Annotated in this window: 14 protein-coding genes and 1 pseudogene; 6 read left to right on the forward strand and 9 right to left on the reverse strand. The window is 74.1% G+C overall.

Features of this window, described 5'->3' with window-relative positions; genetic code table 11:
* Nucleotides 1-43: 43 nt before the first annotated feature.
* Complete coding sequence (locus ACFFHU_RS19810; RefSeq protein ID WP_377340981.1) at nucleotides 44-805, forward strand: sulfite exporter TauE/SafE family protein; 762 nt, start codon at nucleotides 44-46, stop codon at nucleotides 803-805.
* Here ACFFHU_RS19810 and ACFFHU_RS19815 read toward each other — a convergent pair.
* Both ACFFHU_RS19815 and ACFFHU_RS19820 read right to left on the reverse strand, forming a co-directional pair.
* On the reverse strand, nucleotides 787-1,029 hold the full coding sequence (locus ACFFHU_RS19815) for a helix-turn-helix domain-containing protein (protein ID WP_377340983.1): 243 nt from the start codon (nucleotides 1,027-1,029) through the stop codon (nucleotides 787-789). The two genes, ACFFHU_RS19810 and ACFFHU_RS19815, sit on opposite strands and share 19 nt — an antisense overlap.
* Nucleotides 1,030-1,662 (reverse strand): DUF2975 domain-containing protein, encoded by a 633-nt coding sequence (locus ACFFHU_RS19820; protein ID WP_377340984.1) that lies wholly within the window; start codon nucleotides 1,660-1,662, stop codon nucleotides 1,030-1,032.
* A gap of 102 nt (nucleotides 1,663-1,764) precedes the next feature.
* Here ACFFHU_RS19820 and ACFFHU_RS19825 point away from each other — a divergent pair, with 102 nt between their 5' ends.
* From ACFFHU_RS19825 to ACFFHU_RS19840, 4 genes are all read left to right on the forward strand, one after another.
* The gene (locus tag ACFFHU_RS19825; RefSeq protein ID WP_377340985.1) at nucleotides 1,765-2,232 is read left to right on the forward strand and encodes a MarR family winged helix-turn-helix transcriptional regulator; all 468 of its coding nucleotides are present in this window, start codon (nucleotides 1,765-1,767) and stop codon (nucleotides 2,230-2,232) included.
* A 114-nt stretch (nucleotides 2,233-2,346) separates the two neighbouring features.
* Nucleotides 2,347-2,883, forward strand: coding sequence for a hypothetical protein (locus ACFFHU_RS19830; RefSeq protein WP_377340986.1), 537 nt, complete (start codon nucleotides 2,347-2,349; stop codon nucleotides 2,881-2,883).
* Nucleotides 2,884-2,923: 40 nt separating this feature from the next.
* Nucleotides 2,924-4,168: a sensor histidine kinase gene (locus ACFFHU_RS19835; RefSeq protein ID WP_377340987.1), complete on the forward strand. Its 1,245-nt coding sequence runs from the start codon at nucleotides 2,924-2,926 to the stop codon at nucleotides 4,166-4,168.
* A complete protein-coding gene (locus tag ACFFHU_RS19840; RefSeq protein WP_377340989.1) occupies nucleotides 4,165-4,863 on the forward strand; it encodes a response regulator transcription factor in 699 nt (232 codons plus the stop codon). The genes ACFFHU_RS19835 and ACFFHU_RS19840 overlap by 4 nt, the downstream gene beginning before the upstream one ends.
* Before the next feature lie 73 nt (nucleotides 4,864-4,936).
* Here ACFFHU_RS19840 and mctP read toward each other — a convergent pair whose 3' ends face one another.
* Together mctP and ACFFHU_RS19850 are read right to left on the reverse strand one after the other, a co-directional pair.
* Nucleotides 4,937-6,592: a monocarboxylate uptake permease MctP gene (mctP, locus tag ACFFHU_RS19845; RefSeq protein ID WP_377341234.1), complete on the reverse strand. Its 1,656-nt coding sequence runs from the start codon at nucleotides 6,590-6,592 to the stop codon at nucleotides 4,937-4,939.
* A 5-nt stretch (nucleotides 6,593-6,597) separates the two neighbouring features.
* A complete protein-coding gene (locus tag ACFFHU_RS19850) occupies nucleotides 6,598-6,828 on the reverse strand; it encodes a DUF3311 domain-containing protein (protein ID WP_377341235.1) in 231 nt (76 codons plus the stop codon).
* A gap of 48 nt (nucleotides 6,829-6,876) precedes the next feature.
* Here ACFFHU_RS19850 and ACFFHU_RS19855 point away from each other — a divergent pair.
* Nucleotides 6,877-7,143: pseudogene (locus ACFFHU_RS19855) on the forward strand (hypothetical protein); the annotation flags it as partial.
* A 113-nt stretch (nucleotides 7,144-7,256) separates the two neighbouring features.
* Here ACFFHU_RS19855 and ACFFHU_RS19860 read toward each other — a convergent pair.
* The 5 genes from ACFFHU_RS19860 to ACFFHU_RS19880 form a co-directional block, all read right to left on the reverse strand.
* Nucleotides 7,257-8,423, reverse strand: a complete 1,167-nt coding sequence (locus ACFFHU_RS19860) for a bifunctional RNase H/acid phosphatase (protein WP_377340990.1) — start codon at nucleotides 8,421-8,423, stop codon at nucleotides 7,257-7,259.
* A 3-nt stretch (nucleotides 8,424-8,426) separates the two neighbouring features.
* Nucleotides 8,427-9,167 (reverse strand): zinc ribbon domain-containing protein, encoded by a 741-nt coding sequence (locus ACFFHU_RS19865; RefSeq protein ID WP_377340991.1) that lies wholly within the window; start codon nucleotides 9,165-9,167, stop codon nucleotides 8,427-8,429.
* Entirely contained in the window at nucleotides 9,164-9,988 is an 825-nt protein-coding gene (locus tag ACFFHU_RS19870) for a Nif3-like dinuclear metal center hexameric protein (protein ID WP_377341237.1), read from the reverse strand. The genes ACFFHU_RS19865 and ACFFHU_RS19870 overlap by 4 nt, the downstream gene beginning before the upstream one ends.
* 79 nt (nucleotides 9,989-10,067) lie before the next feature.
* Entirely contained in the window at nucleotides 10,068-10,658 is a 591-nt protein-coding gene (locus ACFFHU_RS19875) for a flavoprotein (protein ID WP_377340993.1), read from the reverse strand.
* Entirely contained in the window at nucleotides 10,655-11,884 is a 1,230-nt protein-coding gene (locus ACFFHU_RS19880; protein WP_377340995.1) for a helix-turn-helix domain-containing protein, read from the reverse strand. The genes ACFFHU_RS19875 and ACFFHU_RS19880 overlap by 4 nt, the downstream gene beginning before the upstream one ends.
* Nucleotides 11,885-12,003 lie beyond the last annotated feature (119 nt).

The following is a 12,003-nucleotide window of genomic DNA, read 5'->3' on the forward strand; positions in this document are numbered from 1 at the left end:
GGGACGAGCGCGCGGGGCCGACCCGTACTAGCCTCGGCTCACCATGGATCTTTCCGAGGCGGCGCTGCTGGTCGGCGCGGGGCTGGCGGCCGGCACCGTGAACGCGATCGCCGGCGGTGGCTCGCTGATCACGTTCCCGGCGCTGATCGCCATTGGGCTGTCTCCGGTGCCGGCGAACGTCACCAACTCCGTGTCGGTGTGCCCGGGATACCTGTCGAGCGTGCTGGGCAGCCGCCAGGATCTGCCGCCGCGCCGCCAACTCCTGCCCCTCCTGCCGACGGCGGTGCTGGGCGCGGCGGCCGGCTGCGTGCTGCTGCTGGTCACCCCGGCCCGGGCGTTCGAGCTGGTCGTACCGTTCCTGGTGCTCGGCGCGTCCGCCGTGCTGGCGTTCCAGACCAAGCTGCGGCGGCTGGTCGGCCATCCCGCCGAGCTGAGTCCGCGCCGCCGGATGGTCACCGTGCAGGCGATGGTCGCCCTCGGTTCGGTGTACGGCGGGTACTTCGGCGCGGCCCTGGGCGTGATGCTGGTGGCGGGCCTGGCGCTGGTGCTGGACGAGTCGCTGGTCCGGGTGACCGCGATCAAGAACCTGCTGTCGGCGCTGGTGGGGATCGCCACGGTGGTCGTGTTCGGGCTGTTCGGGCCGGTGAACTGGGCGGCCGTGGCGGTGCTGGTGCCGGCCACCATCGTCGGCGGGTACGGCGGCGCCCGGCTGGCCCGGCGGCTGCCGCCGGCGATCCTCAAGACGGTGATCGTGGTCTTCGGTACGGCGATCGGCCTGCTGCTGCTCTACCGCGCGCTCCGCTGACCGGCCGGTGCGAGCGAGAACAGGTCGCCGGGCCGGCAGTCGAGCGCGTCGCAGAGTGCGGTGAGGGTGCTGAACCGGATGGCCCGGGCACGCCCGTTCTTCAGCACCGACAGGTTGGCCAGGGTGACGCCGACCCGGTCGGCCAGTTCGGTGAGGGTCATGCCGCGCTCCGCCAGCAGCGCGTCGAGGTGGACGACCACCCGGTGTTCCTCGTCGGGCGGCATTCAGATCACCCCGTCGAGTTCGGCCCGCAGCGCGGTCCCGCGGTCCAGCACGGCCGCGATGGCGAAGACGACCACCGCGGCGAACAGCCAGCTGAGCAGGCCCGCCGCGGAGCGTGCCGGCACGCCGGGCGCCAGCGTGCGGGCCAGCGCCGACCGGCCGAGGTGTTGGCCCGCCTCCGCGACGCAGCCGCCGAGCAGCAGGACCGCGCCGATCCGGCGCAGCCGCCCCGCGACGGCCGGTACGAACGGGTCGGCGAACCGCGCGGCGCGGACCACCCGGAGGAGCAGGACGACGGCCACCAGCACCACGAGGGTTCCGGGCAGCCGGGCGAGGAGGTCCAGCAGTTCCTGGCGCAGGCTCGGCTGCCAGGTGCAGACCTCGGCGGTGCTGGCGGCGACGGAGCGGCCGGTCGGCAGGGTCCCGTTCACCACCAGCCGGCCGAGTTCGCGCAGCGACACCTCGACGCAGACGTCCCGGTGGCGGGCCGCGCCGACGAGGCCGGCCAGCAGGTGCCCGCCGGCCAGCAGCACGGCGCCGAGCAGCAGCAGTTCCATGGCGGCGAGCCACCGCCCGGGACCCGGCACCAACCGCCGGACCAGCCGGGCGAGCCGCCCGCGATCGCGCAGGTCCACGAGAACCGCCTCCTTATCGAAAATCGATATACCGATAATCGATAAGGCGACGACCCGCGTCAAGCCCTCGTACGGCCGCAAAATTGGCTGTACCGTACAGGTATGAGCGCTGTTCCGGAGTTCGGCGACGGGACGCTGGGCCGGATCGAGACCGAGGTCGCGCTCCTGATGCGCCTCGGCGAGGCCACCCGGCGGGCCACCGGCGCCCGGGAGCACCGGGTGCTGGACCGGGCCGCGTACGTGATCCTGCGGCACCTGGCCGACGCCGGCCCGCGGAACGTCTCGGCGCTCGCGGCCCGGCTCAATCTCGACGGCTCGACGGTGACCCGGCAGGTCACCGCCATGGAACGCGCCGGGCTCATCACCCGGGCGGCCGACCCGCGCGACGGCCGCGGCACCGTGGTCTCCCCCACCGACGCCGGCCTCGACCGGGTGGCCGCGGTCCGCGCCGCACGCACCCGGCTGTACGGCGACATCCTGGCCGGCTGGTCCGCCGAGGACCGGACGGCCCTCGCCGGAATGCTCGAACGGCTCAACTCCGCCCTGGCCGCGCACGTCCAGCGCCGCTGAGCCGAATTCCACCGGCGGCTCCACCCGCATCTCCACCCGCAGTTCCACCCACGGGTGGCGGTGTCCGGGCCCCGGCGTTCCTACCGTCGACACCGACACGACGAAGGGAACCCGGTGAACTCGCTGAACATCCTGCTGCCCCTCCTGGCCATCGGCTACGTCATGGTCCGCCGGCTGGCCGGTGAGCCGCTGACCAGCCGGCGGATCGCCGTCCTGCCGCTCATCCTGACGCTGGTGGGCGCCTCGAACGTCGCCGGTGCGGCGCACCACCTCTCGGCCCTGGATGCGGCGGCGCTCGCGGCGGAGATCCTGCTCGCGGTGCTCGCCGGCGTAGCCCGGGGCAGCACCGTGCGGGTGTACGCCCGGGACGGCCACCTGTGGTACCGCTACACCGCCCTCACCATCGCGATCTGGCTGGTCCTGCTCGCGCTCCGCCTCGGCGTCGGCTGGGCGGCCCGGTCCGCCGGCGCCGACGCCGCGGTGCTCTCGGCCGCCCTGCTGCTGATGCTCGGGCTGAGCCTGCTCGGCGAGGGCGCGGTCATCGGCCGGCGGGCGCTCGCCACCGGCGTACCGTTCGCGCCCCGGTCCGCCCGCCGGCTCGCCCGGGCGGGCCTCGAGAACGATCGCGGGGCCGGCGTCGGACGCCGGTGACGGACGGCGGCGGCGGACCCCGGTGATGGAGACTGGCGGCATGCTGGGAGCGACCGACCGTGCGCCCGGGGCCCGGCGGCTGACCCGCAGCGTGCTCGGCCTGGCGGCGCTGACGTGGGCCATCCTCGGCGGCCCGCCCCCGCCGTCCGGCGGTCGCACGGTGGTCCTGCTGGTCCTCGTCGCGATCGCCGGACTCGGCTGGGTGGTCATGGCGCTCCGCCTGGGCGACCCGCGGGCCTGGCTCGCCGCTGCGCTGGCCTGCGGGGGCGCCGGGATCCTCGTCGTGGTGGTGGGCGACCGCTACCTCGGGGTGTTCTATCCCGCCGTGGCCTGCCTGGTGGCGGGGGCCACGTTCGGGCTGGCCGTCTCGGTCGGCCTGACGGCCGTGCTGCTGGTGGCCCTGGTGGTCACCGAGGCGGCGACGGGCACCCCGCTGGTGGCCCTGGGCCTGTCCGCCGGCTATCTGCTGCTCGGGCTGCTGCTCGGGGTGATCCGCCGGCAGCGCGAGCAACAGTCCGAACAGCGTGAGCTGCTGCTCGTCGAGACCGAACACGCCCGGGAGGAACGGGCCCGGGCCGCGGCGCTGGCCGAGCGGGCCCGGCTGGCCCGGGAGATCCACGACGTGCTGGCGCATTCGCTGTCGGCGCTGTCCGTCCAGTTGGAGACCGCGGCCGCGCTGCTGGAGCACGACCGGATCCGGCAGGCCGCCGAGGTGGTCGACCAGGCCGGCCGGATCGCCCGGGAGGGCCTGGCCGAGACGAGGCGGGCGGTCACGGCCCTGCGCGGCGACCCGCTGCCGCTGCCCGAGCTGGTGGCCACGCTGGCCGAGGCGCACGGAGCGGACGTCGGCGAGCCGGTCGAGGTCCGGGTCACCGGCACGCCGCGCCCGCTGTCCGCGGAGAGCGGGCACGCGCTCTACCGGGCCGCCCAGGAGGCGCTCACCAATGTCCGCAAGCACGCGCCGAACGCGCGGGTGGAGATCGACCTGTCGTACCGGCCGGAGGAGGTCCGGCTCACCATTACCGACGACGGCGGCCCGGGCGCCGCGGACCGGCCGCCCGACGCCACGCGCCGGCCGCCCGACGCCACGCGCCGGCCGCCCGACGACGCGGACCGGCCGCCGGACGGCGCGCCGACCGGGGCCGCCGGCCGGTCGCGCGGAGCCGGTCTTCCCCCGGGGTACGGGCTGACCGGGTTGCGGGAGCGGGTCGAACTGGCCGGCGGGACCGTCGAGACCGGCCCGCTCGGCGCCGGCTGGCGGGTCGATGTGAGGATGCCCGGGTGAGCATCCGGGTCGTGGTGGCCGACGACCAGACGGCCGTACGCGAGGGGTTGGCGCTGTTGCTGGACCTGCTCGACGACGTGTCGGTGGTCGGCCAGGCGGCCGACGGCGACGAGGCGCTGGCGCTGGTGGCCGAGCACCGGCCCGAGGTGGTGCTGATGGACCTGCGGATGCCGCGCTGCGACGGGGTACGCGCCACCGAGCTGATCCGGGCGGAGCACCCGGACACCCAGGTGGTGGTGCTGACCACGTACGCCGACGACGAGCACATCCTGGCCGCGCTCCGGGCCGGGGCGCTGGGCTACCTCACCAAGGACTCGGGGCGGGCGCAGATCGCCCAGGCGGTCCGGGCCGCGGCCGTGGGACAGTCGGCGCTGGATCCCCGCGTACAGCAGCGGTTGCTGGCCGCCGCGGCGGCGGCCGCACCACCCGCTGCCGACGCGGTCGGGCCGGACGACGGCGCGAGCCTGCCGGACGGCGGCACGGCGGGCGGGCCGGCGCCGGACGGGCTCACCGCGCGGGAGGTGGAGGTGCTCCGGCTGATCGCCGCGGGCCTGGGCAACCGGGAGATCGCCGCCCGGCTGTACGTCACCGAGGCCACCGTGAAGTCGCACATCAACCGGCTGTTCGCCAAGACCGGCGTGCGGGACCGCGCCCAGGCCGTCCGGTACGCCTACCAACACGGCCTCACCCGCTGACCGCGCCGCCCCAGGCGTTAGGAAGGGCCCCTTCCTATACAAAAAGCGATAACAAGGGGCCCTTCCTTAACGCTCAGGCGACGGGCTCCGGGGCGGCCTCGGCGGTGTCGCGGCGGGCGGGGTCGATCCGGGGGTCGTTCTCGTCGGCGAAGTAGTCGTCGTGGCTGGTGCCGTCCGGCCCGTCGGCCACCTTGCCGGCCCGCAGCGCCAGCGTCACCAGCGCGGCCACGGCCAGGTTGACCAGCACCGCCACGATGCCCACGTAGATCGTCTTCTGGGTGTCGAAGCCGAAATCCGAAAGCTTGAAGGCCGACCCACCGAAGTGGATCCGCTTGGTGACCGGGTTCGGGATCTGGTAGAGCATCCACATTCCGAGCCCCATCCCGGCCACCCAGCCGGCGATCAGCCCACCCCGGTGGAACCACCGGGTGTAGATGCCCAGCGCCACGGCCGGCAGCGTCTGCAGGATGATCACGCCACCGATCAGTTGCAGGTCGATGGAGAACTGCGGGTCCAGGAAGACGATGCAGGCCACCGCGCCGAGCTTGACCACCAGCGAGGCGATCTTCGAGGCGTTCGCCTCCTGTGCCGGGGTGGCGTCCCGCTTCAGGTACTCCTTGTAGATGTTGCGGGTGAACAGGTTGGCCGCGGCGATCGACATGATGGCCGCCGGGACCAGGGCGCCGATCCCGATGGCCGCGTACGCCACGCCCGCGAACCAGTCCGGGAACTGCTGGTCGAACAGCAGCGGTACGACCGTGTTGCTGTCCGGTGTGCCGGCCGTGGAGCCGGGCAGCGGCTTCACCTTGGCGGCGATGGCCATGTAGCCGAGCAGCGCGATCAGCCCCAGCAGCAGGCTGTACGCCGGCAGCGCGGACATGTTCCGCTTGATGACGTCGCGGTTCTTGCTGGCCAGCACCCCGGTGAGGCTGTGCGGGTAGAGGAACAGCGCCAACGCCGAGCCGAGCGCCAGGGTCCAGTACTGCAACTGATTGTTGGCGTTCAGCAGCACGCCATCCCCGGGGGCCGGGGTGGCCTTGAACTTCTCGTCCGCGGCGTGGAAGATCGCGCCCCAGCCGCCCAGCTTGGCCGGCAGCCAGATGATGGCCACCAGGATGACCACGTAGATCAGCGCGTCCTTGACGAACGCGATCAGCGCCGGGGCGCGCAGCCCGGACTGGTACGTGTACGCGGCCAGGATCGCGAACGCGATGATGATGGGCAGGTGCCGGGCGATCGCGCTGTGCCCGGTGACCCCCATCGTCTTGAGCACCGACTCGATGCCCACCAGTTGCAGCGCGATGTACGGCATGGTGGCCGCGATCCCGGTGATGGCGATCAGCAGCGCCAGCGTCGGCGAGCCGAACCGGGTCCGGACGAAGTCGGCCGGGGTCACGAAGCCGTGCCGGTGCGACACCGACCAGAGCCGGACGAGCACCAGGAAGACCAGCGGATAGATGATGATCGTGTACGGCACCGCGTAGAAGCCGAGCGCGCCGGACCCGAACATCAGCGCCGGCACCGCCACGAACGTGTACGCCGTGTAGAGGTCACCGCCGACCAGGAACCAGGTGATCCAGCCGCCGAAGCTGCGCCCGCCCAGTCCCCACTCGTCGAGGTGCGCCATGTCGTTCGGTGCGCGCCACCGGGCGGCCACGAAGCCCATCGCGCTGACCAGCAGGAACAGCAGGGCAAAGATGATGATCTCGGTGAGATGGTCCTTCCACACGGCACTCACCTCCGCTTCTTGGTCATCTGGTAGACCACCGTGGTGGTGGCGACGCCGAGCACGATGAAGGCCAGTTGCAGCCAGTAGAAGGTCGGGAATCCGAGGACCCGCGGGCTGCTCCGGTTGAACAGCGGCGTGATCAGCGGAACGACGATCGGCAGGAAGAGCAGCCAGTTCCAGGGGCTGCGGTCCTTGGCCTCGACCAGGGCCGTCTCCGCCGGTCCGGCGCCAACCAGAGCCGGTTCACCCAGAGCCGGTTCACCCAGAGCCGGTTCACCCAGAGCCGGTTCACCCAGAGCCGGTTCACCCAGAGCCGGTTCACCCAGAGCCGGTTCGACCGGAATGTCGTCGGCCGAATCCCGATCGACCGGGTCCCGGTCGAGCGGATCCCGATCGGCCGGATCCCGATCGGCCGGATCCCGGTCGACGGCAGCATCGTCGGCCGGATCCCGGTGGACCGGATCCCGGCCGACGGGATCGGGCTCGGCGGGCCGCCCAGGCTCGCCCACGGGGGGTTCGCTCATCTGCCACACCTCCTTGAGAAGCCGTAGATCGAATCGACGGCCCGGAGGGTATCGGCGTGGTGACGGCGGTCACGTCACGTGCCCGTGCCAGTGCGCCGAACGGTGTTCGGCCAGCGCCGAACGGTCGCCGGATCGGAGGGTCAGGCGGTGGGGAGGTGGGCGGTCTCGTTGACGCTGCGCACCGCCACCCCGCCGTCCGGCCAGTAGTCGACCACCGAGACCCCGGCCGCGTCGAGGTACAGCCGGTGCAGGAAGGCGTCGTCGGCCGCGAGGGCGTCCCGCAGCAACAGCTTGATCGGCGAGACGTGCGAGACCACCACCACGGCCTGACCGGGGTACGCGGACAGCAGCCGGCGCACCGCGCCGGCGGCCCGGGCCGCGACGGCCACGAACGACTCCCCGTCCGGCGGCGCCACCGCGGTCGAGGCCAGCCAGCGGTCCAGCTCGGCCGGCCACCGGTCGCGCACCTCGGCGAAGGTGCGCCCCTCCCACGCGCCGAAGTCGCACTCGATGAGGTCGTCGTCAATGGCCACCGGTGGATCGTCCACGGCGGCCGCCACCGCCCGGGCGGTCTCCGTACACCGGGACAGCGGCGAGCTGACCACGGCCGCGACCCGGGGCGCCAGCTCGGCCACCCGCCGGCCGGTGGCCGCGGCCTGGGCGCGGCCCAGGTCGGACAGCGGCACGTCGCCCCGCCCCGAATACCGGCCCCCGGCGGTGTACTCGGTGGCGCCGTGCCGGACCAGCACCAGCCGGGTGGCGGTGTCGGCCGGCCGGGGCTCCCAGGAGCGCACCCCGGACGAGCCGGGCGCGGCCACCGCGGCGGCCCCGCCGGACTCGGCGCCGGCCGGCGCGGCCGCCGACTCGGTCGGCGGGACAGACCGGGGGTTGCGGCCGGCCGCCAGGTCCATGGCCGCGTTGGCGAGCGCGTCGGCGTGCCGGTTGCGGTCCCGGGGAATCCACTCGAAGTCCACCGAGTCGAACCGGTCGACCAGGGCCGCGGCCCGGGCGGCCAGCGGCCGCAGGCCCGGGTTGCGGATCTGCCAGCGACCGCACATCTGCTCGACCACCAGCTTGGAGTCCATCCGTACGGCGACCCGCGCGGCGCCCAGCTCGGCGGCCGCCTCCAGGCCGGCGATGAGGCCGCGGTACTCGGCCACGTTGTTGGTGGCCACCCCGATCGAGTCGGACCGTTCGAGCAGGACCTGACCGTCCACGGGATCCCGCACCACCGCGCCGTACCCGGCCGGCCCGGGGTTGCCCCGCGCCCCGCCGTCGGCCTCCACCACCACCCGGTCGATGGCCACCGGCTACAGCCCCGACTCGGCGGTGCGGACCATGATGCGCCGGCACTCCTCGCAGCGCACCACCTCGTCCGGGTCCGCCGCCTTGATCCGGGCCCGGTCGGCGCCGGAGAACTCGATCCGGCAGCCGCCGCAGCGACCGGACCGCAGCAGCGCCGCGCCCAGCCCGCCGGAGGACTCCCGGATCCGGTCGTACAGCGCCACCAGGTCGGCCGGCAGGTCGTCCGCCAGCGGCTGCCGGGCGGCCGTGCGGAACTGCTCCTCCTTGGCGATCTCGGCGAGCGTCTCGTCCCGACGCCGCTCGGTCTCCGCCCGGGTCTCGCGGGTGCCGGTCAACCGCTGCTGTACGTCGTCGAGGGTGCCCTGGGCGGTCTCACGCTGCTCCATCAGCTCCAGCTCGGCGTCCTCCAGCTCGGACTGGCGGCGCTTCAGCGAGGCCAGCTCGTGCTGCAACGCCTCCAGCTCGCGAGCCGGGCCGGCGCCGGCGGTCAGCCGGGTCTGGTCGCGCTGGGCGCGGTTGCGCACCTGCTCGACGTCGCCCTCCAGCCGCGCGATGTCCCGGTCGAGGTCGTCCACCGCGACCTGCGCGCGCACCCGCTCGTCCTCCAGCGCCGACAGTTGCCGCGCGAGGGCGTCCAACTCGGCGTGCTCGGGCAGGGTCCGGCGCCGGTGCGCGAGCTGGGCGAGCGCCGTGTCGACCGCCTGCAGGTCGAGCAGCCGGCGCTGGTCTTGCGGGTCGGCCTTCACGTGGCCTCCTTGTCGGTTGGGGGTACGGCGGACCGGGCGTGCCCGGTCCACGGGTCGGTGACCAGGTCGGAGACCGTCACGGGCAGCTCGAACCGGTCCCGCAGGAAGCGCGCCAGGTCGTCCAGCCAGGGTCGCTCGGTGGCCCAGTGCGCCGCGTCCAGCAGCGCCGGGCCGCCGGCCGCGAGGTGCTCGCTGACCGGATGGTGCCGCAGGTCCGCGGTGAGGTACGCGTCCACCCCGGCCGCCGCGACGGTGGCCAGCCAGGGGTCGCCGGCGCCGCCGGTCACCGCCACCGTGCCGATCATGCGGTCCGGGTCGCCCGCGGCGCGCACCCCCCAGGCGGTGCCGGGCAGGGCCGCGGCCGCCTGCCGGGTGAACTCGGCCAGCCGGACCGGGCGGGGCAGCCGGCCGATCCGGCCGGAGCCCCGGCCCGCGCCGGCGGCCGGCCCCTCGGCCGGGTCCAACGGGCGCAGGTCGGTCAGCCCGAGCCGCTCGGCGAGCGCGTCCGAGACCCCGGGGTTGGCCACGTCGGCGTTGGTGTGCGCCACGTACAGCGCGGCGCCGTTGCGGATCAGGTCGTGCACGATCCGCCCCTTGTACGTGTCGGTGGCCACCGAGGAGACGCCGCGCAGCAGCAGCGGGTGGTGCGCCACGATCAGGTCGGCGCCGCCGGCCAGCGCCTCGGCCACGGTCTCCGGCACGCAGTCGACCACGCAGCTGATCCGGCGTACCGCGGCGGCGCGGTCGCCCACCACGAGCCCGACCCGGTCCCACTGCTCGGCCCAGGCGGGCGGGAAGCGCTCCTCGAGCGCGGCCACCACGTCGGCCAGGCGGGGTTCGGCGGGTCCGGTTGTGCTCACGGCGGCCCAGCTTACCGGCGGCCGGCCGGGGCTGGGCGGCTCAGTGCACCGGCTCGCCCGCGCCCAGCCGGGCGCGGAGCGCGCCGAGCGCCCGGTGCCAGGGGAACTGGTCGATGTAGCGCTCGCCGCTGCCGGGCTGGTGCGGCGGCAGCACGTCCGCGCCGAACAGCACGGTCACGTCCCACTCGCGCAACCGGCGCAGGCCCTCCTGGAACGCCGGGTGCGTCGCCATGGCCGCGTTGGTGAACGGCATGGCCACGATCGGCCGCCCCAGGCACTGGCTCTCGACCAGCAGGCCGAGGGCGAGCGTGTCGGTGATCCCGGCCGCCCACTTGGTCACCGTGTTGACCGTGGCGGGCGCCACCACCAGGGCGTCCGGCGCCGGCAGCACGTCCGGTTCGTCCGGGTCCTTGTACGCCGACCGTACGGGGTGTCCGGTCTGCTCGGCGAGCGCGTCCTCGTCGGCGAACTTGCGGCCGTCCGGGGTGAGGACGGCGCACACGTCCCACCCGTCGTCCTGGGCGGCGGTGACCAGCCGGCCGAGGCGGCGGGTGAGCGGCGAGCCGCAGCCGATGGCGTACAGCACCCGCGGCCGCGATGATCCCGGAACGGACCCGTCGGCCGCCCTCACACGCCCACGCCCATGTGCTCGGCCAGCTCGGCGATCGGGGCCGGTGGGGCGCCCCGGGTCCGGCGGAGCACGTCCGACATCACCTCGTGGGCCAGCGGCCGGCACCGGATCTCGGAGGGCGCCATCCGGTCGCCCTCCAGCAGCATGGCGCCGGCCTTCTCCACGTCGCCCACCTGGGTGCAGCCGCGCGCGATGTCGAGCAGGTGGTGCGCCCGCCGCTCGGGCAGCAGCGCGTTGAACTCGGCCGGCTGGATGGCCTCGTGCGTCTCCACGGCCTGGCGTCCCTCCCCGAGTTCCACGGCCGCGGACGCGCGGTGCAGCAGCACGTTGGTGGGGCCGAAGCAGGTCCAGTAGTAGTTGTGGTCGCCGCCGAGCAGCTCGGCCGCCTCCTCGGCGCCGTTGATCAGGTCGCGTACGGTGGCGCTGTCCCCGATCCGCGCCGCCGCCATGGCGCCCTGCAGCAGCAGCATGCCGTAGACGGAGAGCCGCTCCGGGGTGGCCTCGTTCTCGGCGTTCGGCGCCAGCCGGTTGGCGATGTTGACGTTGATCTCCAGGGCCGGCCGGGCCCGGCCCAGGGCCAGCAGCGCGTTGCCGACCCGGAACGTGGCGAGCCCGGCCAGCAGCTGGTCGCCGGCCCGCTGGGCCACCGCCATCGACCGGTCGGCGGCCAGCCAGGACAGGTCGTGCTCGCCCAGCTTGCGCAGCGTGGACGAGGCGATCTGGTAGACCTGCCCGAGCAGGTGGGCGGCCTTGTGCGCCTCGTCGCCGCCGGAGAAGGCGGCATCGGCCGCCTGGGCGTCGCGGAGCAGCTTGGGCAGGGCGCGGGTCAGCACCCCGTACCGGGCGTACTGGTAGGTGAGCCAGGCGTGGCTGACGGCCTTGCGCATCTCGTCCAGCGGCGGCGGGCAGGGCGCGGCGTCGAAGAACGCGGTCATCGAGTCGTACCGCTCGAGGGCCGCCCGGATCTCCTCCACCTCGATCTGGTCGATGCAGTTGAGCGCGTCCGTGCGCCGCTCGGGGTCGCGGCCCATCAGCAGCTGGACGTCGAGCTGCAGGACGTCGGCGATCTCGTGCAGCACGGAGAACTTGTCCAGCCGCCGCACCCCCCGCTCCACCTTGTCGACCCAGCTCTTGGACTTGCCGAGCCGGTCCGCGAAGACCTGCTGGGACATCCGGCGGCGGCCCCGCCAGTAGGCGACACGGCGCCCGATGGGCAACTCGTCCACGGTCGACCCCTCCCCTGCGCCCCCGGCGTCCCGTGGGCGCTGCTACGTGGGATTTTATCCGGTTCTATCGCTTTTGCGGTGGTCGCACTGTGTGTGCGGCGTTCATTCGGTTCTTCCCC

Source organism: Plantactinospora siamensis, from assembly GCF_042434095.1.
Lineage (GTDB): Bacteria > Actinomycetota > Actinomycetes > Mycobacteriales > Micromonosporaceae > KBS50.